General features: G+C 64.0%; 25 protein-coding genes. 14 read left to right on the plus strand and 11 right to left on the minus strand.

The genetic code is table 11. From position 1 onward, the window contains the following. Positions 1 to 85 precede the first annotated feature (85 nt). Positions 86 to 2,188 (minus strand): alpha/beta hydrolase family protein, encoded by a 2,103-nt coding sequence (locus tag AC0L58_RS05860; RefSeq protein WP_473687587.1) that lies wholly within the window; start codon positions 2,186 to 2,188, stop codon positions 86 to 88. 90 nt (positions 2,189 to 2,278) lie between these two features. Next, positions 2,279 to 3,109 (minus strand): oxidoreductase, encoded by an 831-nt coding sequence (locus tag AC0L58_RS05865; RefSeq protein WP_473687589.1) that lies wholly within the window; start codon positions 3,107 to 3,109, stop codon positions 2,279 to 2,281. Between the two features lie 73 nt (positions 3,110 to 3,182). Here AC0L58_RS05865 and AC0L58_RS05870 point away from each other — a divergent pair, with 73 nt between their 5' ends. The 3 genes from AC0L58_RS05870 to AC0L58_RS05880 all read left to right on the plus strand — a co-directional run bounded on the left by AC0L58_RS05870 (position 3,183) and on the right by AC0L58_RS05880 (position 4,915). Then, complete coding sequence (locus AC0L58_RS05870; RefSeq protein ID WP_473687591.1) at positions 3,183 to 3,611, plus strand: MerR family transcriptional regulator; 429 nt, start codon at positions 3,183 to 3,185, stop codon at positions 3,609 to 3,611. 105 nt (positions 3,612 to 3,716) lie between these two features. Continuing rightward, positions 3,717 to 4,244 (plus strand): RNA polymerase sigma factor, encoded by a 528-nt coding sequence (locus AC0L58_RS05875; RefSeq protein WP_473687593.1) that lies wholly within the window; start codon positions 3,717 to 3,719, stop codon positions 4,242 to 4,244. 2 nt (positions 4,245 to 4,246) lie between these two features. Further along, positions 4,247 to 4,915, plus strand: coding sequence for a hypothetical protein (locus AC0L58_RS05880; protein ID WP_473687595.1), 669 nt, complete (start codon positions 4,247 to 4,249; stop codon positions 4,913 to 4,915). 7 nt (positions 4,916 to 4,922) lie between these two features. Here the strand turns inward: AC0L58_RS05880 and AC0L58_RS05885 are convergent, their stop codons facing one another. Both AC0L58_RS05885 and trxA read right to left on the minus strand, forming a co-directional pair. Continuing rightward, positions 4,923 to 5,375, minus strand: a complete 453-nt coding sequence (locus tag AC0L58_RS05885; protein ID WP_473687597.1) for a DUF4442 domain-containing protein — start codon at positions 5,373 to 5,375, stop codon at positions 4,923 to 4,925. Between the two features lie 108 nt (positions 5,376 to 5,483). Further along, positions 5,484 to 6,353, minus strand: coding sequence for a thioredoxin (gene trxA, locus AC0L58_RS05890; RefSeq protein WP_473687599.1), 870 nt, complete (start codon positions 6,351 to 6,353; stop codon positions 5,484 to 5,486). 125 nt (positions 6,354 to 6,478) lie between these two features. Between trxA and AC0L58_RS05895 the strand changes: the two genes are divergently transcribed. The 8 genes from AC0L58_RS05895 to nadD all read left to right on the plus strand — a co-directional run bounded on the left by AC0L58_RS05895 (position 6,479) and on the right by nadD (position 15,293). After that, positions 6,479 to 7,126, plus strand: coding sequence for a paraquat-inducible protein A (locus AC0L58_RS05895; protein ID WP_473687601.1), 648 nt, complete (start codon positions 6,479 to 6,481; stop codon positions 7,124 to 7,126). After that, positions 7,123 to 7,776 carry a paraquat-inducible protein A gene (locus AC0L58_RS05900; RefSeq protein WP_473687603.1) on the plus strand — a complete coding sequence of 218 codons (654 nt, stop codon included), beginning with the start codon at positions 7,123 to 7,125 and terminating at the stop codon, positions 7,774 to 7,776. The genes AC0L58_RS05895 and AC0L58_RS05900 overlap by 4 nt, the downstream gene beginning before the upstream one ends. Beyond that, the gene (locus AC0L58_RS05905; protein ID WP_473687605.1) at positions 7,769 to 9,454 is read left to right on the plus strand and encodes a PqiB family protein; all 1,686 of its coding nucleotides are present in this window, start codon (positions 7,769 to 7,771) and stop codon (positions 9,452 to 9,454) included. The genes AC0L58_RS05900 and AC0L58_RS05905 overlap by 8 nt, the downstream gene beginning before the upstream one ends. Continuing rightward, on the plus strand, positions 9,451 to 10,056 hold the full coding sequence (locus AC0L58_RS05910) for a PqiC family protein (RefSeq protein ID WP_473687607.1): 606 nt from the start codon (positions 9,451 to 9,453) through the stop codon (positions 10,054 to 10,056). Before AC0L58_RS05905 ends, AC0L58_RS05910 begins: the two co-directional genes overlap by 4 nt. 116 nt (positions 10,057 to 10,172) lie before the next feature. After that, complete coding sequence (gene leuS, locus AC0L58_RS05915) at positions 10,173 to 13,100, plus strand: leucine--tRNA ligase (RefSeq protein ID WP_473687609.1); 2,928 nt, start codon at positions 10,173 to 10,175, stop codon at positions 13,098 to 13,100. A gap of 5 nt (positions 13,101 to 13,105) precedes the next feature. Beyond that, positions 13,106 to 13,648 (plus strand): LPS-assembly lipoprotein LptE, encoded by a 543-nt coding sequence (locus tag AC0L58_RS05920; protein ID WP_473687611.1) that lies wholly within the window; start codon positions 13,106 to 13,108, stop codon positions 13,646 to 13,648. Beyond that, positions 13,648 to 14,658, plus strand: coding sequence for a DNA polymerase III subunit delta (holA, locus tag AC0L58_RS05925; protein WP_473687613.1), 1,011 nt, complete (start codon positions 13,648 to 13,650; stop codon positions 14,656 to 14,658). The genes AC0L58_RS05920 and holA overlap by 1 nt, the downstream gene beginning before the upstream one ends. Then, entirely contained in the window at positions 14,655 to 15,293 is a 639-nt protein-coding gene (nadD, locus tag AC0L58_RS05930) for a nicotinate-nucleotide adenylyltransferase (protein ID WP_473687615.1), read from the plus strand. The genes holA and nadD overlap by 4 nt, the downstream gene beginning before the upstream one ends. On the opposite strand, the gene AC0L58_RS05935 is transcribed toward nadD, so the two are convergent. The 3 genes from AC0L58_RS05935 to AC0L58_RS05945 are packed head-to-tail and all read right to left on the minus strand — an operon-like array spanning position 15,284 to position 17,438. Further along, complete coding sequence (locus AC0L58_RS05935; RefSeq protein ID WP_473687617.1) at positions 15,284 to 16,222, minus strand: phosphatidate cytidylyltransferase; 939 nt, start codon at positions 16,220 to 16,222, stop codon at positions 15,284 to 15,286. The genes nadD and AC0L58_RS05935 overlap by 10 nt on opposite strands. Beyond that, on the minus strand, positions 16,219 to 16,818 hold the full coding sequence (locus AC0L58_RS05940; RefSeq protein ID WP_473687619.1) for a lysophospholipid acyltransferase family protein: 600 nt from the start codon (positions 16,816 to 16,818) through the stop codon (positions 16,219 to 16,221). Before AC0L58_RS05940 ends, AC0L58_RS05935 begins: the two co-directional genes overlap by 4 nt. Continuing rightward, entirely contained in the window at positions 16,815 to 17,438 is a 624-nt protein-coding gene (locus tag AC0L58_RS05945; protein WP_473687621.1) for a CDP-alcohol phosphatidyltransferase family protein, read from the minus strand. Before AC0L58_RS05945 ends, AC0L58_RS05940 begins: the two co-directional genes overlap by 4 nt. A 293-nt stretch (positions 17,439 to 17,731) precedes the next feature. Here AC0L58_RS05945 and AC0L58_RS05950 point away from each other — a divergent pair, with 293 nt between their 5' ends. From AC0L58_RS05950 to AC0L58_RS05960, 3 genes are read left to right on the plus strand one after another with little or no spacing between them, the layout of a single operon-like run. Next, positions 17,732 to 18,259, plus strand: a complete 528-nt coding sequence (locus tag AC0L58_RS05950) for a hypothetical protein (protein ID WP_473687623.1) — start codon at positions 17,732 to 17,734, stop codon at positions 18,257 to 18,259. Positions 18,260 to 18,274: 15 nt separating this feature from the next. Next, positions 18,275 to 19,687, plus strand: coding sequence for a T6SS phospholipase effector Tle1-like catalytic domain-containing protein (locus AC0L58_RS05955; RefSeq protein WP_473687625.1), 1,413 nt, complete (start codon positions 18,275 to 18,277; stop codon positions 19,685 to 19,687). Between the two features lie 32 nt (positions 19,688 to 19,719). Beyond that, positions 19,720 to 20,292, plus strand: coding sequence for a relaxation protein (locus tag AC0L58_RS05960; RefSeq protein WP_473687627.1), 573 nt, complete (start codon positions 19,720 to 19,722; stop codon positions 20,290 to 20,292). Here the strand turns inward: AC0L58_RS05960 and AC0L58_RS05965 are convergent. The 4 genes from AC0L58_RS05965 to AC0L58_RS05980 all read right to left on the minus strand — a co-directional run bounded on the left by AC0L58_RS05965 (position 20,279) and on the right by AC0L58_RS05980 (position 24,795). Next, positions 20,279 to 20,437, minus strand: a complete 159-nt coding sequence (locus AC0L58_RS05965) for a hypothetical protein (RefSeq protein WP_473687629.1) — start codon at positions 20,435 to 20,437, stop codon at positions 20,279 to 20,281. The two genes, AC0L58_RS05960 and AC0L58_RS05965, sit on opposite strands and share 14 nt — an antisense overlap. A 503-nt stretch (positions 20,438 to 20,940) precedes the next feature. After that, positions 20,941 to 21,417, minus strand: a complete 477-nt coding sequence (locus tag AC0L58_RS05970) for an REP-associated tyrosine transposase (protein WP_473687631.1) — start codon at positions 21,415 to 21,417, stop codon at positions 20,941 to 20,943. A gap of 529 nt (positions 21,418 to 21,946) precedes the next feature. Next, positions 21,947 to 23,818 (minus strand): 3'-5' exonuclease, encoded by a 1,872-nt coding sequence (locus AC0L58_RS05975; protein WP_473687633.1) that lies wholly within the window; start codon positions 23,816 to 23,818, stop codon positions 21,947 to 21,949. A 53-nt stretch (positions 23,819 to 23,871) separates the two neighbouring features. Then, positions 23,872 to 24,795 carry an oxygenase MpaB family protein gene (locus AC0L58_RS05980; RefSeq protein ID WP_473687635.1) on the minus strand — a complete coding sequence of 308 codons (924 nt, stop codon included), beginning with the start codon at positions 24,793 to 24,795 and terminating at the stop codon, positions 23,872 to 23,874. Positions 24,796 to 25,033 lie beyond the last annotated feature (238 nt).

Below are 25,033 nucleotides of genomic sequence, written 5' to 3' on the forward strand. Positions count from 1 at the left end.
GCGACCAGGGCGTCGCCCCGCTTGTCGGACCCTGTCGGGCAGGCGTATCGGGCCGCTCCTCCTTCGCGGACGTGGCGCTGTCGAGTTACTGGGGGTTCGAGTCCGTGACCCCGGGGCCGATGTTCGAGGAGACGAACTGGATCAGCTTCGTGTAGAGCTCGGTGATATTGGCTTCGTCGTAAAAGCCGTGCATTTCGCCAGGTTTCTCCAGCCATGCATGATCCATCCCGCGCTTCAGCATGGCCTTGTGCATGTTGATGCCCTGGACAGGCGGCACCGTTTCATCCTTGCCGCCCACGACCAGCATGACGCGGGCCTTGAGCGCGTCCAGCTGATTGATCGGGGAACGGGCGGCGAGCTCGGTCATGTCGTCGCCCATCTGCCGCATGAAGTAGTTTTCGCTCTTGGTCGAATGGCGAACATCGTCATTGCGGAAAATCAGAGGCAGGTCGTAAACGCCGACGTAGCCGATCGCGCACCGGTACAGGTCCGGCTCCTTCACCGCGCCCTCAAGCGCCGCATAACCGCCGTAGCTGGCGCCATAGATGCACAGGCGCTTCGGATCAGCGATGCCCTGGGCCACCGCCCAGTGGGTGGCATCGGTGACGTCGTCCTGCATCTTGCCACCCCATTCGCGCCAGCCGGCCTTGACGAAGTCGTAGCCGTAACCGCCGGATCCGCGGAAGTTGACCTGCACCACCGCGTAGCCGTGGGTGGCCAGCGCCTGCACGTCAGGGTCGTAGTCCCAGCGATCGCGCACGCCGAACGGTCCACCATGCACCACCATCACGGTCGGCAGGTTTTTCCCGTTGACGTGGCCCGGCGGATAGCTCACGTAGCCTTGCAGCTTCATGCCATCGCGCGCGGCAAACTCGAAGGGTTGTTTGCGCGCCATCCGTTCCGGAAGGATCCACGGCGCCCGTTGCAGCAGCCGGGTCAGCTTGCTGCTTCTGGAGTCGAACAGGTAGAAGGTGCCGGGGTCGGCGTCGGCCTCCACCAGCACCACGCTCAGATGGCCATCGCGGGTGCCGGAAACGAATTGCACGCTTTCGCCCGGGAACAATTTCATCAGCGCGACCAGTGATTTTGCGGCAGCGGACTCCATGTCGAACGGCACTACGCTGGCGCGGCCGTCCATGAACGTGACCCCGGCAATGTCGTCTTCGGCCAGGCCGTGCATGAGTCCGTCTGCTTCGATGCCCGGATTGCTCCAGACTTCCTGCAGGGCCGGATCAGACTCCGTCCAGCGGCAGATGGCGAAGCCGGCCGACTCGCCGGGACAGGCAAAATACGCCGTCGAGTCGTCCGCACTGAACGCCAGTGGCGTCGAGCGGCCCTTGCTCAGTTCCGGCATCGGCTTCCAGTCATCACTGTCCGCGGCCCGCTGGAAAACCTGGATACCGCCGTGGGCATCCTCGGCCCAGGCAAAGCGGATGCGACCCTGGTGGTCAGCCAGGAAGTAGGCGTCGCGTACCGGCGCCAGGAGTGGTGCCCGCAACATGCCCGTGTGCACATCCATGCGGTAGGCGGTGACCACGGCTCCCTTCTTGCCGCCGCCTTCCCACAGGCTGGTGGACACGAGTATGTGGTCCGGATCGCCGGGAATCGACGCGAGGAAATCGGCAGTGCCCCGAGTACTGACCGCCTGGCGGGTCAGCGAGCCGATGTGTGTGCCACCCTTGCGGAAGCCGTACAGCATCGCCGAATCACTGCCGTCGGCATTGACCGCGTAGAGTTCGCCGGTGGGCAGCGGTCTGTCGTAACCGCCCAGGCGCGTTCCCACCGCATACACCACCCGCGTAGGCGATGCCCACCAGAAGTCGATGATCTCGTCCCCATTGCGTGGGCGCACCAGCCGTACCTTGTGGTCTGCGAGATTCATCAGGGCCAGGCCGGCATGCCCGCGAACCAGCGCGGTGGCGGCGAGGTACTCGCCATCGGGCGAGATTTTCACGTCCCGGTACTGGAAGTGGCGCGCCAGATCGGCAAATGACACCGTCTGCGCGTGTAACGAAGCGGTCAGCAACAACAGCAGGCCCGCAACAAGCGCGCGTCGAAAGTCCAACATGTGTTTTCCCCTGTGGCATCTTGCCGGAAGCGCCTCATGCGCGTCCGCATCCTCGGGGGTCTTATAGCATTCGGACGACGTCTGCGGCAGCCGCATGCCGGCGAAGCGGGACGCGCCCACCATTTCTCCGTCTAGCCTGAACAGCTTCCAGGAAGTTCGCGTGCCGACAAGGATGTTGCTTGCGAGGCTCGATTCGCGATCGGCTTGCGCTCAGGCCAGTCCCTTCTCCGCCATCCGCATCACGGCGTCGAATGCGCGGTCGCCGAGGATCCAGCGCAGGAACAGGATGGTGCGTGCGCCGCCGCCCGTGGCATAGCGTGTGCGCGGTCGGCGTGCGCGCAGGGCGCGGGCAATCGTGCGGGCGACCACGTCGGGCGTTGAGCTCATCTTCGAGCTGTCACTGGCGGCCAGCATGCGTGCGTGGGCCGTTGCCTGCGCAGCGTAGGCGGTGTGGCCGGAATACTGCAGCAGGCTCTGCTGTGCAATGCCGCTCCACTCGGTGCGAATCGCCCCCGGCTCGATCACCACCACGTCGATGCCGAACGGTGCCAGTTCCATGCGCAGGCAGTCACTCAAACCTTCCACCGCGAACTTGGTGGCGTGGTACCAGCTGCCCAGCGGCTCGTGCATCTTGCCGCCGATCGAGGTGATGTTGACGATGGTGCCGCTGCCTTGCGCGCGCATCATCGGCGTGGCGAGCTGGATCAATCGGGCCAGGCCGAACAGGTTGACCTCGAACTGCCTGCGCCCTTCCTTCAGCGGCACATCCTCCAACGCGCCGTAGGAGCCGTAGCCGGCATTGTTGATGAGCACGTCGAGCCGCCCGTCGGCTGCGCGGATGGCGTCGACGGCGGCGACGATGGAAGCGTCCCGGGTGAGATCGAGGGAAAGCAGCCGCGCGCCCGCATCGGCCAACGCCTGCATGCGTTCCAGCCGCCGTGCCGCGGCGTACACGATGTAGCCGTTGGCGAGCAGTCGACGTGCGGTCGCCTCGCCGATACCGGACGAGGCGCCGGTGATGAGAGCAATCTTGCTGGTCATGCGGAGCATCCTTGGGATTTGGTCGGGGGCAGCTTAAACTAGGGTGTAATGCCCCTTGTCAAGAGATCCGATCATGCTGATCGCCGAGTTCTGTCGCCAGAGCGCACTGAGTCGTGATGCCGTGCGCCTGTACGTGAAGCTGGGCCTGCTCGTCCCCCAGGTGGGTGTGGGCGGCAGCAACCGTTATCAGCGCTTTGTCGAAGCCGACGTGGAACGTGCGGCGCTGATCCGCACGGCGCAGCAACTGGGCTTCACGCTCAAGCAGATTGTTGCGCTCAATCGCGAATACGAGGCCGGCGCGATGGATACCGGGCGCAAGCTGGCGGTGATGCGCGGTCAGCTGCAGGCGATCGAGGAGAAGGCCGGGCGGATCCATGCGATGAGGGAATACCTGCAGGCCAAGATCGCCTGGCTGGAGGGTGGCGAGCAGGGTGCCGAGCCGGCCTTCGGCACGGGTGCCCTGGGCGGTCATTGCCCTTCCACTGGCACACGCAAGAGCTGATGCGCCGCGGCGATCAATGCCAGCGCATCGAGGGTGTCTCCGCCTGGGTGTGATTTTTTCCGTGTTCCGGCGAATCATGGATGGAACCTCGGGAAGATCGACCGGATGACAGACAGGCCACATCAACATCGTTTTGAAGCTCTGCTGCACGAGCATCGTGGCGTCGTGTTCAAGGTAGCTGGCCTGTACAGCCGTACGGCCGCCGATCGCGAGGATCTGGTGCAGGAGATCAGCATGCAGTTGTGGCGCTCGTTCGCGCGCTATGACGAGCGGAAAGCGAAGTTCTCGACCTGGCTGTACCGGATCGCGCTCAACGTGGCGATTTCACAGGCGCGTCGGCAGCGCTGGTCCGAATACGACCGATGGGAGCCGCTGCAGCCGCACCACCTGGAAACCGTCGGTGAGGCAGGGGCGAGTGTCGAACCGGACGAGCGGCTGACCGCGCTGTACGCATTCATCGGCCAGCTCGATCCGCTCAATCGCGCGCTGATCCTGCTGTATCTGGAAGACCGCAATTACGCCGAGATGGCGGACATCCTCGGCCTCAGCGAAACCAATGTGGCGACCAAGATCAGTCGCATCAAACAGAAGCTGCGCGGGCAGATGGCCAGCGCGTCAAGCACGGGAGCATGACCATGGAACTTGATGAGATGAAACAGGCATGGGCGCGCATGGATCTGCGCCAGGGCGCGCTGGAGGCGTTGTTGCGTCAGGACTTCCACGATCGGGGCCTGGGCAAGGCTCGCGCCTCGATGCGCTGGAGCATGCTGATGCAGGGGGTCGAGATCGCCATCTGGGTGCTCTTCGTGGCGTGGGTGGCCTCGTTCTGGGTGGAACACCGGCAGACGACGCACCTGCTGGTGATCGGCTTGGTGTTGCACGCTTACGGCATTGCCGCGATCTGGTCGGCAGCCACCCAATTGTTCCTGCTCAGCCGCATCTATCTGTTCGATGCGCCGGTGCTCGTGCTGCAGCGGCGATTGGCGCAACTGCGGCGCTTCCGCTTCTACAGCCAGCTGCTGCTGGGCCTGCCGTGGTGGTTCCTGTGGTTGCCGGTGACGACAGTCGGCATGGTCTGGCTGTACGGCGTGGACCTGTACGTGGTGGCGGCGCCGACCTGGTACTGGGCGACGATCGGGGTGGGCGTGGTCGGCATGGGCGGATGCCTGTGGCTGTCCCGCCGTCTGGCCGGGCGGCCGATCAAGTCGCCGACATTGCGACGGCTGGTGGACGACATGAGCGGTCGCAGCCTGTTGCGTGCTTCACGGCAGCTGGACGCCCTTGCCGGTTTCGAGCGCGGGTAGGGTCGGATCAGCGCGCCCTGGGTTTCAATCGCACGTAGATCTGCTTGCGCACGACCGCAATGACCTTGCCGGAGCCGGTGACCACCTCGGTCTCGAACCAGTGCAGCACCTTCCCGCCGCCGGCGGCTGCGGCGCGCAGCTCGTCAACCACGCCCGTCTCCAGCTTGAAGTGCGCGTACACGTCCTCGTAACCGGGCGCCACGAAATCGATCGCACCGGCCTTGTCCCACACGTAGTAGTCCTTGCCCAGCTGATGCATCACCAGCAGCATCCAGAACGGGTCGACCATCGCGAACAGATTGCCGCCGAACTGGCTTTTCACGTAGTTGCGGTTCCACGGGCGCAAGCGCAGCACCACCTTCGCCTCGGTGTAATCGTCACTGAGCGACTGCACGCGGATTGCATTGATCAGGAAGGGCGGCCAAAAATTGAGCAGGCGACGAAAAGTGCTGGCGCGCATTGAAAGGACCGTTCGAATGGTGAAACTCACGTCATCCTAACAGACTGTACGCAACCGTATGGAACTTTGCCCTTACTGAAAACCGAACACCGAAAACCGAATACCACCCTAAAACAACAACGACGCCATCCGCCGCCGATACCTCCCCACCAACTCCCCATCATCCAGCGTGGCAAACGCGGCCAGCAGGCGCTTCTTGGCCTGACCGTCGTTCCAGTCGCGAGCCTTCTGCAAAATGATGAGGAACTGCTCCAGACCGGCTTCGGCGTCACCTTCCAGCAGCAGGCGAACGCCCAACTGGTCGCGCGCCGACCAATCCTCGGGATTGGCTTCGATGCGCTGCTTCAACGCAGCTGCCTCCGGCGCATCCTTTGCCGCGCGGGCGAGATCCAGCTCGCTGCGCAGGCGCTGCGCCCTCGCGTCGGTGGCCAGGTTCGCGGGCAGGGCATCCAGCTGGGCCTGCGCCGCCTCGCTCTGACCGGCATGCATCAGGGCCAGCGCCAGGTCCAGCTTCAGCTCGGCTTTGGCCGGCTCGGTGGCAATCGCCTGTTGCAGGCGGTTGATCGCCGCCTCGGGAGCTTCCTCGACGATTTCCTCATCTTCGGCTTGCGACCGGTCGTCATCCAGCGGTTGCACATGCCTGGTCAGGAACTCGCGCAATTGCCCTTCCGGCAAGGCACCGGCAAAACCGTCGATGACCTGACCTTCCTTCACCAGCATCACGGTCGGGATACTCTTGATACCGAACATCCCCGCCAGTTCCTGCTGGGCATCGACATCGACCTTGCCCAGGCGGAAGCTGCCGTTGAACTCGTTGGCCAATTTTTCCAGGATCGGTCCCAGCGATTTGCACGGCTCGCACCAGGTTGCCCAGAAATCCACCAGGATCGGCGTTTCCATCGAGGCCTGCAGCACCTCGGTTTCAAAGGTCTGCTGGTCGATGTCGAAGACATGGGAGGTGCTGGCGATATCGGTCACGAAAGGCTCCGGCGGCAGGGATATGTGGTTCAGATCAGGGCGAAGGCCAGCATATCAAGCAGGCGGCGTCGGGTGAGTCGGGCGGAACGCCAGCGCATTGACGGCAGATTTGCGAGAATCCACCGATGGCTTCCCTGGAACATGCAACCCGCCGATTGAACACGCGCCAGTCCGAGGCGCTGGTCATCTGCGAACATTGCGATACGGTCTACCGGCGGCGTCCGCTCGATCGCGGCGAAGTGGCGCGATGCGCGCGCTGCGGCGCCGAGCTCGATCGCCATCGCGTCCTGACCGTGAACGCACTGCTGGCGCTGATCCTGACCGCGATGATCGTGTTCGTGCAGGCAAATATCTGGCCGATATTCACCCTGGGCCTGAACGGTCAATACAGCGCCACCACGCTGTGGGGCATGATCGACACCATGTGGCAGCAGGGTGCCCAGGTGGTATCGATCCTCGCCGCCGCCACCCTGTTCTTTTTTCCGATGGCCAAGATGCTGGTGATGGGCTGGCTGTTGTGGTTTGCCCGCGTCGGCCGGCGCGCTCCGGGTTTTGCGCCGTTGATGGTGACCCTGCATCGGATCGGCCCCTGGACGATGAGCGAGGTATTCGTGCTGGGCGCGCTGGTGGCCATCGTCAAGGCGCACACCTACTTCGAGGTGGTCGCCGATCCGGGGATCTACGCCTACGGCGCATTGACCTTGCTGATCACCATTTTCGCCGGGGTCGACATGCGCCAGCTGTGGGAGCTCACACCGGAGCCGGGCGAATGAGCAGTCTGCCGCGTGCCGTCGACCTGGGCGTGATCGGGTGCCGGGTGTGTGGCCTGGTTTGCCGCAACGTCGAAGGCGACGAGCGACTCGACGGTGACAACGTGGACGATGCGATGGCTTGCCCGCGTTGCGGCACGACCTTGCGTCGACGCAAGACCAACAGCTACACCCGCACCTGGGCGCTGCTGATCGCCGGCTTCATCCTTTACATTCCGGCAAACGTGCTGCCGATCATGCGCACCGCCAGCCTGGGCGACGTCGACGACAACACCATCATCAGCGGGGTGGTCGAGTTGTGGACCAACGGTTCGGTGGACCTGGCGGTGATCGTGTTCCTGGCAAGCATCGTCGTGCCCATGCTGAAGTTCCTCGCGCTCGGCATGCTGCTGGTAAGCAGCCATCGGGGCAGTGACTGGGCGCGTCCCCAGCGTGCGAAGCTGTATCGGCTGGTCGAGTTCATCGGCTACTGGTCGATGCTGGATGTGTTCGTGGTGGCGCTGTTGACGGCGCTGGTGCGTTTCAGTGTATTGAGCCGGGTCGAGCCGTTGCCCGGCGTGATTTTTTTCGGACTTACCGTGGTACTCACCATGCTTGCCTCGATAAGTTTCGATCCGCGATTGATCTGGGATGGCAGGAACACCGATGACTGAAGACAACGACGTCGAACAGAACCGACTGCCCCGTGACGAGTTGCCGCGGCCGGTAGTGCAGCAGCGCCGGTTCAAGGAGTCGCTGATCTGGCTGGTGCCGGTGCTGGCGGCGCTGGTGGGTCTTTCCCTGGTCATTCACAACTGGATGCAGGCCGGCCCGGAGATCACCATCAGCTTCCAGAGCGCGGAGGGTCTGGATGCCGGCAAGACGCCCGTGAAGTACAAGAACGTGGTGATCGGGCGGGTCAAGAAGATCCACCTCAGTGCCGATCGCAGCCATGTGCTGGTGGCGGTGGCACTGGAGAAGAGCGCGAAGGGCTTCGCCACCAAGGGCACGCGCTACTGGGTGGTGCGGCCGCGCATTGGCCTGGGCGGCGTGTCCGGCATCGATACGCTGTTCTCCGGTGCGTTCATCGGTGCCGATGTCGGTGAGTCGAAACAGCCCCAGGATGATTTCACCGGGCTCGAGACACCGCCTGCCGTCAACCATGGAGCGCTCGGGCGCAGTTTTGTGCTGCACTCCGACGATCTTGGCTCGCTGGATGTCGGTTCGCCGGTCTATTACCGGCGCATCCAGGTCGGCCGCGTGGCGTCTTATGCGCTGGACAAGGATGGCAAGGGAGTCTCGGTCCACATCTTCGTCGACGGGCCGAACGACCGCTTCGTGACCAAGTCCAGCCGCTTCTGGAATGCCAGTGGCGTGGATCTGTCCGTGGGTGCAAACGGATTGAAGGTCAATACGCAGTCGCTGGCGGCCGTACTCGCCGGTGGTGTGGCGTTCCAGGATCCGCCGGGGCCGCACGACAGTACGCGGGCGCCGGAAGACGCCACCTTCAAATTGTTTGGCGACCGGGATACCGCGATGGCGCCGCCGGATGGCGATCCGCACTACATTCGCATGCGTTTCGATCAATCAGTGCGCGGGTTGGCCGTGGACGCGCCGGTGGAATTCCTTGGCATCAACATCGGCAAGGTGGTCTCCGTACGGCTGGACTACGACGAGAAGACGCAGAAGTTCCCGGTACTGGTGGGGGCCGTGGTTTACCCGCAGCGACTGGGTAGCGCCTACGAAAAGCTCGAGGCCATGGCCAAGGCACGCGGCGAGAGCCCGGACCTGTCGCGCATGATGGGGCGCCTGATCGCTCAGGGCCTGCGCGCGCAGGCGCGCACCGGCAACCTGCTTACCGGGCAATTGTACGTGGCGCTGGACTTCGTGCCGCATGCGAGCAAGGTGTCGTTCGATCCGAACGCCAAGCCGCTGACCATACCTACCGCGCCAGGCAGCTTCGACAAGCTGCAGGAGCAACTGGCCGACATCGTCGACAAGATGAACAAGGTGCCTTTCGACAGCATCGGCAAGCATCTGGATGAGACCTTGGTCGGACTCAATACCACCTTGAAACAGGTCAACGGGCAGACCCTGCCAGCCTTCAAGGACACCTTGCATGGCGTGCAACAGACCCTGGGCACGGCAAACGACGCGCTTTCGAGCGATTCGCCGCTGCAGCGCAACCTGGGTGCCACGCTGGAGCAGGTGCAACGCATGGCGCGTTCGCTGCGCGTGCTCAGCGACTACCTGGGCGGTCACCCGGAAGCCTTGTTGCGCGGGCGTCGAGCCGATCCGCCACCCACGCCGCAGCCGCCACCGAACCAGCCCGAATCCGGGAGCAAGCCATGATCCGTCAAGCCAGGCCGCTGCTGGCCGCCGCCATCCTCATGCTGGCCGCCTGCGCATCGGCGCCCATGCATTACTACACCTTGCTGCCCTCGGCGGTGACTGGCTCGTCGAACCCGGCGGCATCACTGGCGTTCGAGGTATTGCCGGTGAGCGTGCCGCCACAGGTCGACCAGCCGCAGCTGGTGGTACGCGAGGGCGGGCAAAGCGTATCCCTGCTGCAAAGCGAACGCTGGATCGCACCGCTGGGCGACGAAGTGCACGGTGCGCTGGCGGCGGACCTGGCGCGCGAGCTGCCTGGTCGAGACATTGGTGGCATGTCCTCGGGTGGCAAGCCCGTGTTGCAGATCCGGCTGGACCTGCGACGCTTCGATTCGCAGCCGGGCAGCTACGCCCTGATCGCGGGTGTCTGGAGCGTGCGCTGGCAGGATCAGGGGAAGCAGCGGTCGCTGGCCTGCACCAGCCATATTCGCGAGTCGGTCGGGCCTGGCTACGATGCCCTGGTGCAGGGCCATCAACAGGCGCTGGGCGAGCTGGCGGCGCAGATTGCCACGGTCGGCCGCGCGCTTGCTGCCGGGCAGGGCGCCAGTTGCCCGGAAGGTTGATCCGCGCCCCCGCGGCGCGAACAGCTTGGCGACCGGGCCGCGCTGGGCTAGTCTGACCCGTTCACTGCCGCGGGCTTCCATTGCGCGGCACCCACCGCATCATGGCCACCGGAATCATGCAGGACAATCAAGCCCCGACCACCCCCGAATCCGACGAAAACGCCTACCGCCCGCAGGTGGTCGAAGCGGCCGCGCAGGACTACTGGACGGCGCAGCGCGCGTACGAGGTGAGCGAGGACCCCGGGCGGCCGAAGTTCTATTGCCTGTCGATGCTGCCGTACCCGTCGGGCGCGCTGCACATGGGGCACGTGCGCAACTACACCATCGGCGACGTGATCAGCCGTTACCAACGCATGAACGGCAAGAACGTGCTGCAGCCGATGGGCTGGGATGCGTTCGGCCTGCCGGCGGAGAACGCGGCGATCAAGAATCACACCGCGCCGGCGAAATGGACCTACGCCAACATCGAGCACATGCGCGACCAGCTCAAGTCGCTGGGTTATGCGATTGACTGGAGCCGCGAGTTCGCCACCTGTCGGCCGGAGTATTACCGCTGGGAACAGCTGATGTTCACCCGCCTGCTGAAAAAAGGCATGGCCTACCGCAAGAACGCGGTGGTGAACTGGGACCCGGTCGACCAGACCGTGCTGGCCAACGAGCAGGTGGTCGACGGCAAGGGCTGGCGCTCCGGTGCGGTGGTGGAAAAGCGCGAGATTCCGCAGTGGTTCCTGAAGATCACCGACTACGCCCAGGAACTGCTGGACGGCCTGGACACGCTGCCGGGCTGGCCCGATGCGGTAAAGATCATGCAGCGGAACTGGCTGGGCCGCAGCGAAGGCCTGGAGATCCGTTTCGACGTCAACGATGACGGCGCGCCGGTCGAACCGATCACGGTTTTCACCACCCGTCCGGATACCTTGATGGGCGTGACGTTCCTGTCGATCGCGGCCGAACATCCGCTGGCCCGCTATGCGGCCCAATCGCGCCCGTTGCTGCAGAACTTCATCGAGGAACTGCGCCGCGGTGGTGTTTCCGAAGCGGAACTGGAGACACAGGAAAAGCGCGGCATGGACACCGGGTTGCGCGGCGTCCACCCGATCACCGGTGAAGCGCTGCCGGTCTACGTGGCCAACTTCGTGCTGATGAACTATGGCACCGGTGCCGTGATGGCCGTGCCGGGCCACGATCAGCGTGATTGGGAATTTGCCAAGCACTACAGCCTGCCGATCAAGATGGTGGTGGTGGATCGCAGCGTGGTCGATGCCTTGCGCGAGATCGGCCACGACCTGTCCCGTGGCGTGGGTGCCGACCCGATGCGCGCGGCGCTGGAAGGGCACCAGACCGATGCCTACGACATCAAGTCCGCCGTCCAGGTGATCGAGGATTTTGAAGAGCGGGTGCTTGAGCAATGCGCCTTCACCGAGCGCGGCATCCTGGTCAACTCGGGCGAGTACGACGGGCTCGATTTCCAGCAGGCGCTGGACGCGTTGGCTACTCGTTTCGAGGCAGAGGGCCGCGGTCAGCGTCGGGTCAATTTCCGCTTGCGCGACTGGGGCGTGAGTCGCCAGCGCTACTGGGGCTGTCCGATTCCGGTGATCTATTGCCCGCAGTGCGACGCGGTGCCGGTACCGGAAGAGCAGTTGCCGGTGGTCCTGCCCGAAGACGTGGCCTTCAGCGGCGTACAGTCGCCGATCAAGGCCGATCCGGAATGGCGCAAGTGCACCTGCCCGCAGTGTGGCGGCCCGGCCGAGCGCGAGACCGACACCTTCGACACCTTCATGGAGTCCAGCTGGTACTACGCGCGTTACACCAGCCCCGGTGCCGATGCGCAGGTCGATGAGCGCGCGAACTACTGGCTGCCGGTCGACCAGTACATCGGCGGCATCGAGCACGCGATCATGCACCTGCTGTACTTCCGGTTCTATCACAAGCTGCTGCGTGACGCCGGCATGGTGCATTCGGATGAGCCGGCGCAAAACCTGCTCTGCCAGGGCATGGTAATCGCCGACACGTTCTACCGCGACAACGCCGACGGCTCGAAGGACTGGATCAATCCCGCCGCGATCGAGGTGCAGCGCGACGACAAGGGCAGGGTGGTCGGTGCCGCACTGAAGGCCGACGGCCAGCCGGTGCATATCGGCGGCACCGAAAAGATGTCCAAATCGAAGAACAACGGCATCGACCCGCAGATCATGGTCGACAAGTACGGTGCGGACACCGTGCGCCTGTTCTCGATGTTCGCCGCGCCGCCGGATCAGTCGCTGGAATGGAGCGAGGCTGGCGTCGAAGGCATGGCGCGTTTCCTGAAGCGCTTGTGGCGTGAGGTCACCACGCATGTCGCGAATCCCGACCATCCCATGATCAAGGCGGTGGTCGCAGACCGCTCCACTTCCCTTCCCCCGCAAGCGGGGGGCACATCCACTTCCCTTCCCCCGCAAGCGGGGGGCACATCCACTTCCCTTCCCCCGCAAGCGGGGGAAGGTGCCGCAGGCGGATGGGGGCGCTCTTCACCGGAGGCCACCATCGATCCCGCCACCCTCGATCCCGCCCAGAAAGCGCTGCGCCGCCAACTGCACGAAACCATCCAGAAGGTCAGCGACGATTTCGGTCGGCGCCACGCGTTCAACACGGCCATCGCCGCACTGATGGAACTGCTCAATGCGCTGGGCAAGTTCAATGACCAGAGCGAGCAGGGCCGCGCGGTACGCCACGAGGCGCTGGAAGCGATGGTGCTGCTGCTGAACCCGGTGGTGCCGCATGTCTGTCATGCCCTGTGGCAAGTGCTGGGCCATGCCGAGGGTGTGCTGGAGGATCAGCCGTGGCCGATCGTGGACCAGGCCGCACTGGTGCGTGATGCGGTGACTCTGGCCGTGCAGGTGAACGGCAAGTTGCGCGCCACCATCGAGTTGCCGGTCAGTGCGTCGAAGGAGGAGGCGGAGGCGATGGCCCGCGCGCAACCCCAGGTGGTGCATTTCCTCGAAGGCATGACGGTGCGCAAGGTCATCGTGGTGCCAGGCAAAATCGTCAACATCGTCGCGGGATGAAATCCATGAGCTCCTTCAAGCTGCGCCGTCCGCTCCAGATTTTGCTGTTGCTGCTCGTCACGCTTGCGCTGGGAGCCTGCGGCTTTCATCTGCGCCAGAATGCCGCGCTGCCGGCGTCGATGCAGCGGGTCCACCTCACGGTCAGCGGCAGCAGCAACTTCCAGCGCGAGCTTGCGCGCGCGCTGGAGAGCGCCGGTGTCACTGTCGAGGACAACGCCGGTTCGGGTATTGCCGAGCTCAGGGTGCCGACCGCCGCATTCAACACCGACACGCTGACCTCGGGCGGCTATGCGCGGATCAGCGAGTACGCCATCCACTACACGGTGCGCTTCGGCGTCACCGGCTCCGACGGGCAGACGCTGGTGCCGATGCAGAGCATCAACATGTCGCGCGAGTACAGCTACGACGCAAGCAACACGGTGGGCAATGCGTCGCAGGTCGAACAGATCCAGAAGAGCCTCGACAATGACATGGTGCAGGCCATCATGTTCCGCCTGCAGGCTGCGGGCAGGCAAGCTGCGCCACCGTCGGCAACCGGCAGCGACTGATGCCGCTGAGCCAGGGCCAATGGTCGAAAGCGCTGGCGGCGGACCGGCTCGATTCGGTGTACCTGCTGGCCGGCGACGAGTTGCTGGTGCTGGAAGCGGCCGATGCCTTGCGCGCACAAGCCAGGAAGCTTGGTTACGGCGAACGCGAGGTGCTCGAAGCCGGCGCGCATTTCGACTGGAACGACGTCGCGCGCGCCGGTGCCAGCATGTCATTGTTCGCCAGCCGCCGCTTGATTGACCTGCGCTTGCCCACCGGCCGGCCGGGTACCGAGGGCGCCAAGGCGATCAATGCGTTCTGCGCCGATCCGCCGCCCGATGTCACCCTGCTGATCACCGCCTTGCAGTGGAGCAACAAGCACGAGGGTGCCTGGTCAAAAAAGCTGGACGCCAGCGGCACGATGGTGGTGCTCAATGCACCCAGGCCAAGCGAATGGAGCGCGTGGATCGGTGCGCGGTTGGCTTCACGCGGGCTGAGCGCCACGGCGGACGCGGTGGCACTTTTGGCTGAGCGGGTCGAAGGCAACTTGCTGGCAGCCGCGCAGGAGATCGACAAACTCGCGGTGCTGCACGGCGAAGGCCGGATCGATGCCGCCGAGATGGAAAGCCTGGTTGCCGACAGCGCCCGTTACGACGTATTCAAGCTCACCGATGCCGCGTTTGCGGGTGACGGTGCGCGTGCATTGCGGGTGCTCGCCGGCCTGCGATCCGAGGGTGACGAGTTGATTGCCCTGATGGGCTGGCTGGTCAACCAGCTGCAGTTGGCCCTGCGCCTGGCCAACGCGCAGAATTTTGCCGCGCAAGCCAAGGTCGAGCGACTGTGGCAGTCGCGCGAGCAGATGTTTCGCCAGGCACTGCGTCGTGCGCCGCGTGACCACTGGCTGCAATGCCTGGCGCGCGCCGCGCGGATCGATCGCATGGCGAAAGGGCGCGAGCACGGCGACGCATGGCTGGAGGCCGAACGCCTGATCGCCGCCATCGCCGAACCGCGTGCCGCCCGGGCGCTGGCGTGAAACCGCTGGCGATTTTCGGCGGCACATTCGATCCGATCCACCTCGGTCATCTGTGCGTGGCATGGGAAGCATCCGAGCTGCTCGATGCCGACGTCCTGATGATGCCTTCGGGCATGCCGCCGCATCGTCCGCCACCCGTGGCCAGTGCGCAGCAACGGCTGGCGATGTTGCAGGTGGCATTGCGTGACCAGTCACGCCTGATCGCGGATGGGCGCGAGCTGACCCGCAGCGGCCCGTCCTACACAGTCGATACCCTGGTCGAACTGCGGGCCGAACATGGCGACCGCCCGCTGGTGCTGCTGCTCGGCGCCGACGCCTTTGCCGGGCTGCCGGACTGGCACGGCTGGCAACGCCTGTTCGACCTGGCGCACATCGGCGTGCTCAGCCGTCCGGGTGAGCAGGCGCCGCTGCCGGATGCGTTGCAGCGGACGAGCAGTGGTCGCTGGGTGGGCGACTCCGCCGCCCTGTCCGCACCAGCGGGTCATCTGCTGGCGTTGTCGGTCACGCCGCTGGAGATTTCCGCCACGCGCATTCGCCAATTGCTCGCCGCCGGCCGTGAGCCGCGCTACCAGTTGCCGTCCGGACTGTTCGACCCGCCGAGCCTGCTTGCGCCGTATCGCCAGGGTCAGATGTAGGCGTAGCGCACGATATGGAAGAAGATCGGCGCGGCGAAAGTCACCGAGTCGAGCCGATCAAGGATGCCGCCATGGCCTTCGATCATGCTGCCCCAATCCTTGGCACCGATGCTGCGCTTGACTGCAGACAAGGCCAGCCCGCCGAGGAAGCCGGCCAGCACGATCACCAGTGACATGCCGGCCGAACCCCAGAACGAGAATGGCGTGATCCACCACAGGCACGCGCCGATCGCGGTAGCTGAAAGTCCTCCGCCGACCAGGCCCTCTACCGTCTTGGACGGACTCACCCGCGGCGCCAGCTTGTGCTTGCCGAACAGCTTGCCGAACACGTATTGCAGCACGTCACTGATCTGCACCACCAGCAACAGGTAGAGCATCAGCAACAGGCTTTGCCCGTGGTAGCCCGGGATGTGCAGCAACAACACGGCCGGCGCGTAGCTCACGCAGTAGACCGTGAGCATCAAGCCCCACTGGATCTTGGTCGTGCGTTCGAGGAAGTTCTCGGTGTCACCGCCGAGTGCCGTGATCGCCGGCAACAGCAGGAAGCCGTAGACAGGAATGCAGATCGAGAACAGCCCGTACCAGTCGATGCCGATCAGCGAGTACTGCAGCGGAATGGCGATGTAGAAGCACAGCACCAGCGGCAGGTGATCGCCGCGGCGGGTCGGCGTGAGCGTGGCGAATTCGCGCAGCGCGAAGAACGAGGCCAGTGCGAAGAACACCAGGGTCGTGATCTTTCCCAGCAGGAAACAGGCGCACAGAAGCGCCGCCATCCACCACCACGCGCGAATGCGCGCGTTGAGATTGTCGATCACCTCGCGCCTGTCCTGCGGCGCCCGCTGCCCCAGCCACCAGCCGATCGTGCTGGCCAACAGCAACAGGGCCAGGATGCCCCCCATCACCCACCAGAATTTTTCCTGTGCCGTCATGCCAGTGCCACCACCGCCGCGCGGGCGCGTTCGAGAAAATCGTCCTTGCCTTCATTCGCCTGCAATCGCAGCACCTCGCCGAAACGCACCACGCAGGTCAGCGGCACCGGCAGCAGGCTGCCCTTGGGCATGCTTCGGTGCAGCGTGTCCAGGTAAACCGGTATGAGTTCCGCCTGCGGATAATCGCTGGCCAGATGGAACAGGCCGGCCTTGAACGGTTGCGGCAGCGGCTGCTGGCTGCGCGTGCCTTCGGGGAAAATGATCAGTGATTCGCCTTCGTCCAATGCGTCGCGCAACGGTTGCAACGGATCGCCCTCGCAGCGAGTGCGATCGCGCTCGATGTACACGGCATGGAAGCCGTGGTCGGCAATGAATCCGCGAACGCCGCCGTGGCCCCAATAGTCACGCGCCGCGACTGGCCGCGTGGTCGCGCGAAGTCTGGGTGGCAACGCCGACCACAGCGCCAGCGTGTCAAGGTGGCTGGCATGGTTGGCAAAGTAGATCCGTTGCGCGGACGTCGGTTCGCAGCCGATCCAGCGCGAATGCGCTCCTACCAGCATGCGCACCAGTCCGACCAGGATATGCGAGGTGATCATGCGGCGCTGTCGGCACGCAGTCGCAGCGCAATCGCGCGGCTGCGAGTGATGCAGGTAAGCATCGAGCCCGCGGCAATCAGGATGGCGGCGCTGACCAGAAGTTCATGACGCCACGCTGGAAGGGCGGCTGCGAGCAGCAGTGCCGCCACCAGCAGCCACATGCGGTGCGGCTTGGCCATTGGTCCGCGAAAATCCTGGGGTTGCCCCAGCGAACCACCCAGTACCCTGACATAGGCAGTGAGTGCCGCCAGCAGCGCGCACAGCCAGCCCAGCCAGGGCAGGCCAGCGGCATAGCCGAGCGCGACCAGAAACAGTGAATCGGCCAGCCGGTCAGGTATTTCGTTGAACAGCGCGCCAGCTGGTGAGCCCTTGCCGCCCTCGACCGCGACCATGCCGTCGAGCATGTTGCAAAGCAGGCGCAGCACGATACACGCAGCGCACAACAGCTTGCCGAAAGGGTCGGCAAGCATCAGCAGCGCCCCGGCACCCAGCAGGGCAAAAAACACGCTGGCACAGGAAATCTGGTTCGGCGTGATCGATGTGCGAACCAGCGCTGCCGTCATCCGTTTCGCCCACGTACTGCTACGCGCCGCAATCGGCCGCCGATCGTTTCCCGCCATGCTGCCCCCGTACTCACCCCTGATCGCGCCCATCGCGCGAACCGAGTTTGCAGTGTATCAATCGGCGACGCCGTGGGTGCAAGCCTCGTCACGTTGTGGGGGAAAACTGTGAAGGCTTACGACGTCGCGAATTCGTCGACTGGCGCATTGCGCCTCGCGCCTCGGGATCGTAAATTCGACGGCGTTGCAGATTGAGGCAGGAGAGCCCCATGCGCCGACGGAAGCCCATACGCCACCGCGTATTTCCCTTGATAGTGATCGCCGCTGCACTGACGACAGGATGCCACCCCGCCATGAATACCCAGCCCCTGAAAATCCAACCGCCTCCAGAAACGCTGGCGGTGCCGTTGCGGTTTGCGAAGCACAACTTCGCGGCCCATTGCTACAACACGATTGGGTGCGACGTAATCTACAACGGGCGCAATCAGGTGGGAGTTGCACCCGACGACATTACACCCCCTGCGCCTTCGCCCGAAGATCGAGGCAAGATTTGGAATTCCGTCGAGATTGGCATCGATAACTTTCCCCCACCTGCAGATGTGCGGTGGAGATCGTTGGACGGTTTGCAACACGAGGCCAAGGTTGATATTGCGGAAATCTTCCAGGACGAGTTGATCTGGCACAAAGTGCCCAAGGCTGACATGGCGAATTTTTTTCATGGTCCGGTGGCCGGAGACCCCAACATTTTTTTGGAAGTTGACGACCATGTCATCAACGTATACATGAAAATGCTTGTGCCGACCCGCACAGAGCAGATGCCGGGCAACAAGTACAGCTACGGGCGTGATGACCTGTTTCTGGTTTGGACGCATGCTTATTGATAGTGGAGCAATGGAATGAGCCACGAAGACCAATTGGACATGGACGGCATCCGCAGTGACGGCGTGCCGTACTACGAGGCGGATGCACGGCGACTGCAGAGTTACGTTGGCGCAGCGAAGGCATTGTCACAATTTGACGCGCCGGTGCTGGTGCATGCCGACAATCCACACGAGCATATGTTTTTCGCTGCGTTCGACGGCACGGGCAACGATGTGTTCAAGGACCCGCAGCATGCAACGAACGTCGCCAAGATCGACAAGCAGATAAACGATGCTGGAAACGATCAGATTGCGGCCGGTTACGTTCCCGGTCCCGGTACACAGGATCATTTTCTCAGTCGCACACTGGATGGTATCAACGGCAATACTTACGATGAGCGCATTGAACAGATGTACAAGTTGTTCATCGACAAGTCTTGGGCATGGAAGAAGGAAGATCCCGAAGCCGTAATCCGCCTGGCCGACATTGGATTCAGTCGGGGCTCGGAAGAGGCTGCAGGTTTCGCGCGCCTGGTGCATGAGCGCGGCATCCAGGACCCTTCAGGGGCCGTCTATACGCGTGACCGGCATGGCCAGATCACCCACGTCGAATACACCAAGCCTCCGCTGGTCGAACCTGGGCAGGTAGCGCAGGTCGTGGGTCTGTTCGACGCGGTGGGTACCGGCGAGCCAGTGCGCGATCATGATCGCCGCCTGCCGCCCTCGGTGATTTCCGGATTCCAGATCATTTCCACGGACGAGCGGCGCAGTTTGTTCAAGTCTGATCGCATCATCGATCCGGGCATGACAGCGGACGGCCGCTTCCTTGGCGTGGAGGTGGCTGGGGTGCACTCGGATATAGGTGGCAGCTATCACCGCGACGGCCTGGCCATTCGCAGTGAGAACTTGATGATCGACTACCTCAATGCCTTGAGCGACCGGCCGTTCCTCAAATTGCAGAGCGTGCCGGACGACCCGCGCCTGAACGTGGTGCATCGCTCGGAGGATGGCATGTTGATCTATCGACTCGGTCGCAAGGTTGATCGACTCGGTCCGGATGGCTACAACGAACTGTTGGTGCCAAAGCGTGAGGTCGGGCAGGTGACGGACCCTTGCAATGCCGAGCCGCGCGATGAGCAACTCAATCGACAGTTCGAGCGGCAGAAGGTGATGGCCGGCGCGCAAACGGTGAAACCCGAGCCGAGAAGCGTGGCTCCGGTCAGCGACTTGTCCATGCGGCTCGATCGTCTGCTTGCGGCGGGACAGGCCAACGACTGGACGGCCTTCAGCCTGGAGAATCAATCACTGGCGCATGGCCATGCAGGTCGCAACATGCTCGAACGTGCCGACGTGCAGGCTGACTGGCTGGAGCAGCAGGCAGCGCAACGGCAGGGGATGACTGCGCCGCCGTTGCTGCAACCCTCTCAGGGGCCAGTCATGCAGCAGTGAACACGATCAATCGGGACCGCAGGAGTAACGCCGTGCAACAGGAGCAATTGACCGCATTGATCGACAAGACCGCGACCCTGATGGTGCAGTACGAGCGCCGGGGTGCCGCCATCAGCTCGCGCTTGCAAGCCCTGAGTGACGCGCTGGAAGGGTTGACTCAACAATTTCCCGCGATGGTCAAGACATCTGCCGACGATATGTTGCAGACGCTGCCCGCCGGCATGGTGTCGGTGGTGCGTGATTGCCTGGGACAATCAATGGGTGCCTACCGGAAACGCCTGGACGCGGCGGGGCAGCATGTCGAGAGGACTTCGCAAGCGTTGGCAGAACAGATGAGCCGCCTGCAACGGCTGCACCGCCAGTTGATCTGGAAGACCATGGGCGCAGTTGTGTTGACGCTGACGCTGTTGCTTGCCGGTGGTGCATGGCTGTCGCTGCACTACACCCGGGTCATCCGCGACAACCAGCTTTCCGCCGAGTTGCTGAAAGCCTACAACGGCGCCGATGTCACCTTGTGCGGCAAGGGCAATCTGTGCGCGAACGTGGATACGCGCGGCACGCGCTATGGCGAGCATCGGCAGTACCTTTCAGTCAGACCGCGCTGACGTTCGGTGACTGCCGGGTCGAGTCCGGTCCATGAGCTTCCAGCCGGCTGAGCAAGCGGTTGTGCACGCGAGAGATCACCTGGTCCTGTGGCAGCAGGGAACCAGGATGGATTTCAGCCTCGCCGAGCGCAAGCAGTTCAAGCATTGCCGCTGCCGCGCGTTGAGTCTGCGTTTCGTCAGGACTGTTCATGGACGTGGCGGTCTGGGGAGGTGTCGATTTTCATATCTCGTAACCTGGGTTGCGTTGCTCCTCGATCGGCAATGGCCGCTAACAGGTGGCGTGACGCCCGCCATGCACTCTCATTCAGCGTGTAGGAGCGCACCCTGTGCGCGGCTGCCTTTCGTCACGCAACGAAGAGCGTCGCGCACAGGGTGCGCTCCTACAAGAGCACGTCGCTGGGCACGGGATGTGTTACATGCACGTGGGCTGTAGGAGCGCACCTTGTGCGCGACCGCTTTTCGTCACGCAACGAAGATCGTCGCGCACAGGGTGCGCTCCTACAAGAGCACGACGTTGGGCGCCGGATGTATTGCATGCACGTGGACTGTAGGAGCGCACCTTGTGCGCGACTGCCATTCGTCACGGAACGAAGAGCGTCGCGCACAGGGTGCGCTCCTACAAGAGCACGTCGCTGGGCACGGGATGTATTACATGCACGTGGAGTTCCAGTATGGGTAGTCTTTGACGTCCGTAACGAGACCGGCGCGTACCGGGTTGGCGATGATGTATCGTGCAGCGGTGAGCAGGTCTTCGTCGCGACGCAGGGCGCGGTCGTGGAAGCCGCGAGCCCATCGGAAGGGCGTTTGCGTCCGTGAATGCAGCGCCTTGCTGATGAGTGATTTGAGCCGGTTCATGACCAGCGACAGATCGTCGTGATCGCCCAGCTCGATCAGCCCGTGCCAGTGATCGGGCATGAGGACCCAGCACAGCGCATTTGCGTCCCCCCAGGCACGACGTTCCAGCATCACGCGGCATGCCGCGCGGGCGAGTTCCATCTCCGCGAAATGGCAAATGCGGTTTTCGGTGATTGTGGTCAGCAAATAAACCTGCCCGGGTAGCGAGACCCGGCCTTTGCGGAGTGCTTCGTGGCCTGCCGTTTCTTCCATCCACGCTTTGTCGCGCATGTGCGGGTGGGCTACCAGCAGCGAATTACCCCGGTTCGTGTAGGAGCGCACCCTGTGCGCGACTGCTTTTCGTCACGGATCGAAGAGCGTCGCGCACAGGGTGCGCTCCTACAAGAGCACGACGTTGGGCGCGGGATGTATTGCATGCACGTGGGCTGTAGGAGCGCACCTTGTGCGCGACTGCCTTTCGTCACGGAACGAAGAGCGTCGCGCACAGGGTGCGCTCCTACAAGAGCACGACGTTGGGCGCGGGATGTATTGCATGCACGTGGGCTGTAGGAGCGCACCTTGTGCGCGACTGCCTTTCGTCACGGAACGAAGAGCGTCGCGCACAAGGTGCGCTCCTACAAGAGCGCGACGTCGGGCGCGGGATGTATTGCATGCACGTGGACTGTAGGAGCGCACCTTGTGTGCGACTGCCCTTCGTCACGGATCGAAGAGCGTCGCGCACAAGGTGCGCTCCTACAAGAGCACGTCGCTGGGTGCGGGATGTATTACATGCGGAGGCACCAACCAGGGATCAGTCAGGTCATTGCCGATCGTTCAACTGCCCCTGCACCTGGTTGATCGAGTCGCGGATGCGTTTGGAGAACACCGAGTCGTCGTGGTGGATCAGCAGCAGGTGTTCGGTGGCGCGGGTCATGGCCACGTAGAGCAGGCGGGCCTCGTCGGCTTCGCTCTGGCCTTCCTTGGGCAGCGAGCCCAGGCCGGGGATGATCACGAACGGGAATTCCAGCCCCTTGCTGGAATGCATGGTGACCAGTTTCACGCTGTCCTCGACCACGAACAGGGTCTGCTTGCCGGTCTTGTCGGCAAGCCGGCTGGGAATGTCGAGACGCTGCAGGATTTCGTGCAGTTTTTCGCCCTCCCACTGGTTGCGGTAGAGCACGGCCATGTCGGAGTAGGGGCGGCCGTGGGCATGTTCGTCGCGCAGGCGCGCCACCAGCACGTCGAGCTGGGCGCGCGCCGTGTCGGTGCGGACCAGTTCGGGTACGGCGCCGCGGCGGCCGGCGCTCTCCGGCGCGATCAGCGGCACGCCATCGTCGTCGTCGCTGCGTGACTGCAGCAGGTCCTGCGCGAACACGCGTGCCACGGAGAGGATTTCCAGCGTATTGCGGTAGTTGAGCTTGAGGATGGTGGTGCGTCCCTGCGCCTGCACGCCCAAGCTCTTCCAGCTGATCTTGCGGCGATTTGTGTCGCCGTAGATGTTCTGTGCGTCGTCGTACAGCACCAGCAGCGAGTTGGTGACCGGGTCGATCATCTGAACGATCAGCTTGTACCAGTCCGGCTCGAAGTCGTGGCCTTCGTCGACCAGCACGGCGCCGTACTGGAAGCGCGGGATCTGGCCGTGGTCGACGCCGTCGATCACCTTCTGCACCATCTGGCCGAAGAAGTCCTCGCTGCCCTGGGCGGGCAGATCCACGTGGTAGGCCACCAGCATCTTGCGGCACCATTTGTGGAAGTTGTAGACCTGCACTTTCTCGCTCAGGCCGCGCTCGCCGATCAGCTGTTCCAGTCGTGCCGCCAGGGTCTTGTTGTAGCAGAGCACCAGGATGGGTTTGCCCATCTCGCGCGCCAGCTGCATGGCGCGGAAGCCCAGGATCATGGTCTTGCCCGAGCCGGCCACGCCGTGGATGATCCGGTGCTCGCCGCCGATCGAACGCGCCAGCTGCTCCTGCTGCGCATCCATCACCTTGACCAGATCGGGAATTTCCAGCGGCCGCACCGCGTCGTCGGTCGGACCGAACAGGCCGAACTGGCCGCTGCCCGCTTCGACCCGCAATTCGGGGAACAGGTGCCAGCGCACGCGATCGATCTGCGGCAGGGTGAGCGCCACCGGGTAGACCTGCGGGAACATGGCCCACAGGCGTTCCTGGAACGCTTCGGCGTCGACGGTCTCGTACAGTTCGTCGCGGCAGATCACCAGATGCTCGGGCAGCACCTCACCCAGCGCGCCTTCGTCGAACTGCTTGCGGGTGATGTTTGCCAGTACCACGCCCCAGCCCCACGGCATGATCAGTTTGCCGGCGTAACGGGAGCCTTCGGGATGGCGCAGCGCCGGGTCGCGCTCCAGCACCACGCCAATTTCCAGCGCATAGGCGCGCGCCTGCAGCAGCGGGCTGTGTTCCTTCACCAGGCCGCGCTCGGTCACCAGGGTGAACTGGGTGCTGTCGGCATGGCGGATGGTATCGGCCTTCCAGTCCTTCACTTCCAGCACGAGCAGGCCGCGACGGGGGTGGAACACCACGAAATCCGGATGCCGCTGGCGCACCCCGATCGGCACGTCGTACCACAACAGGTAATCATCCTCGAGCTTCTGTTCCAGCCGCTCGGAGACACGCTTCTCGCCCCCGGTCATGCGCGGCAGGCAGCTGTTGCGGGTGGGAATGAGTGTCGCCACGGGAATCCCTGATTGATGCTCGCCGGACGACGTTAGCCGATGCGGCGGGACTGTCAATGCCAGCGCTGCAACTGCTCCGGCGGCACACCCATGCGTCGGCAGGCGCGGCTGGCTATGCCGTCGCGCAGCGCGGCGCGGAACACCGGCGCGATCGACCACAATGCGTGGGCGGCGAAGCGTGCCTGGCGTTGTTGCCGTGGCGTGCGGCCGAGCATGGAGCTGGCCCAGTCCGGCAACAAGGCGTTGCCCGCGAGCAGGAACATGTCCCGCGACAGACTCGCTGCCGGCACCGGCAGACGCACCTGCGCCAGCAGGCCCAGCACCACCCGCGAGCGCTGGGTGCAGGCCAGCTCCGGCTGGATCTGGCGGAAGTAATCCAGAACCTCACTTTCGGAAGCGGGCACGTCGCGGGCACCCAGCGATTCGGCGATCCGCCGCACTTCGTCGTAGTAGCGATCGGCGGCACCCCACGGCAGGGCGATGTGGCTGTAACGGCGGTAACCCTGCAGGAAGCAATACGCTTCGCTCACGTGCACCCAGGTAAGCAGATGGGGGTCGTTGGCCGAGTACGGCCGGCCGTCTTCGCCATGCCCGACGATGTGGTCGTGGATCTGCCTTACGTGGGCGATCAGCGCCTCGGCCTGGGCGCGTGGTGCGTAGGTGGTGCCCCCCACGAAAGCGGTGGTGCGACGCAGCCGGCCCAGCAGGTCGCCGCGAAAATTGGAGTGGTCCCATACGCCGGCCAGCGCCAGCGGGTGCAGCGTCTGCAGGGTCAGGGCGGCCAGTCCGCCGGCCAGCATGCCGGGAAAGTCCGAATGCACCCGCCAGGTGGCGCTGTCCGGGCCGAACAAGCCGGGGTCGCCCTGTGGATGGTCGTAGTCGACAGTGCCGGTTTCGGGGCGCGGAAAGGCGCTCAGCACCCAGCGGCGGATCGGTTCGCGGGCGGGGCGGGTCAGCAATTCGAGAGGCGAGGACATGCGCCCAGTCTATCGTCCGGAACACTCGTGGTTTGATTTGGACGTCCATTGTGTTATCAATGGCGACATGCACTCCGCCACCTCCCGCCTGTTTTTCTGGTTTTACGGCTATCCGAAGCCAATGGCGGCGGCGCGGGCGCGATCGTTTTGAACTGATCGAACAACCTCACCGAACCGCCAGCATCCCTGGCGGTTTTTTGTTGGCCGCCATCCGGGAACCCACCAGGAGAGCCGCCAC

The sequence above is a fragment of the Rhodanobacter sp. G2-10 genome (assembly GCF_055809185.1).

Bases quoted from the DNA above. Each gene is read 5' to 3' on its own strand.
- AC0L58_RS05865 (WP_473687589.1), bottom strand. From the start codon at position 3,109: ATGACCAGCAAGATTGCTCTCATCACCGGCGCCTCGTCCGGTATCGGC.
- AC0L58_RS05870 (WP_473687591.1), top strand. From the start codon at position 3,183: ATGCTGATCGCCGAGTTCTGTCGCCAGAGCGCACTGAGTCGTGATGCC.
- AC0L58_RS05875 (WP_473687593.1), top strand. From the start codon at position 3,717: ATGACAGACAGGCCACATCAACATCGTTTTGAAGCTCTGCTGCACGAG.
- AC0L58_RS05880 (WP_473687595.1), top strand. From the start codon at position 4,247: ATGGAACTTGATGAGATGAAACAGGCATGGGCGCGCATGGATCTGCGC.
- AC0L58_RS05885 (WP_473687597.1), bottom strand. From the start codon at position 5,375: ATGCGCGCCAGCACTTTTCGTCGCCTGCTCAATTTTTGGCCGCCCTTC.
- AC0L58_RS05895 (WP_473687601.1), top strand. From the start codon at position 6,479: ATGGCTTCCCTGGAACATGCAACCCGCCGATTGAACACGCGCCAGTCC.
- AC0L58_RS05900 (WP_473687603.1), top strand. From the start codon at position 7,123: ATGAGCAGTCTGCCGCGTGCCGTCGACCTGGGCGTGATCGGGTGCCGG.
- AC0L58_RS05905 (WP_473687605.1), top strand. From the start codon at position 7,769: ATGACTGAAGACAACGACGTCGAACAGAACCGACTGCCCCGTGACGAG.
- AC0L58_RS05910 (WP_473687607.1), top strand. From the start codon at position 9,451: ATGATCCGTCAAGCCAGGCCGCTGCTGGCCGCCGCCATCCTCATGCTG.
- leuS (WP_473687609.1), top strand. From the start codon at position 10,173: ATGCAGGACAATCAAGCCCCGACCACCCCCGAATCCGACGAAAACGCC.
- AC0L58_RS05920 (WP_473687611.1), top strand. From the start codon at position 13,106: ATGAGCTCCTTCAAGCTGCGCCGTCCGCTCCAGATTTTGCTGTTGCTG.
- holA (WP_473687613.1), top strand. From the start codon at position 13,648: ATGCCGCTGAGCCAGGGCCAATGGTCGAAAGCGCTGGCGGCGGACCGG.
- AC0L58_RS05935 (WP_473687617.1), bottom strand. From the start codon at position 16,222: ATGACGGCACAGGAAAAATTCTGGTGGGTGATGGGGGGCATCCTGGCC.
- AC0L58_RS05940 (WP_473687619.1), bottom strand. From the start codon at position 16,818: ATGATCACCTCGCATATCCTGGTCGGACTGGTGCGCATGCTGGTAGGA.
- AC0L58_RS05945 (WP_473687621.1), bottom strand. From the start codon at position 17,438: ATGGCGGGAAACGATCGGCGGCCGATTGCGGCGCGTAGCAGTACGTGG.
- AC0L58_RS05950 (WP_473687623.1), top strand. From the start codon at position 17,732: ATGAATACCCAGCCCCTGAAAATCCAACCGCCTCCAGAAACGCTGGCG.
- AC0L58_RS05955 (WP_473687625.1), top strand. From the start codon at position 18,275: ATGAGCCACGAAGACCAATTGGACATGGACGGCATCCGCAGTGACGGC.
- AC0L58_RS05965 (WP_473687629.1), bottom strand. From the start codon at position 20,437: ATGCTTGAACTGCTTGCGCTCGGCGAGGCTGAAATCCATCCTGGTTCC.
- AC0L58_RS05970 (WP_473687631.1), bottom strand. From the start codon at position 21,417: ATGCGCGACAAAGCGTGGATGGAAGAAACGGCAGGCCACGAAGCACTC.
- AC0L58_RS05980 (WP_473687635.1), bottom strand. From the start codon at position 24,795: ATGTCCTCGCCTCTCGAATTGCTGACCCGCCCCGCCCGCGAACCGATC.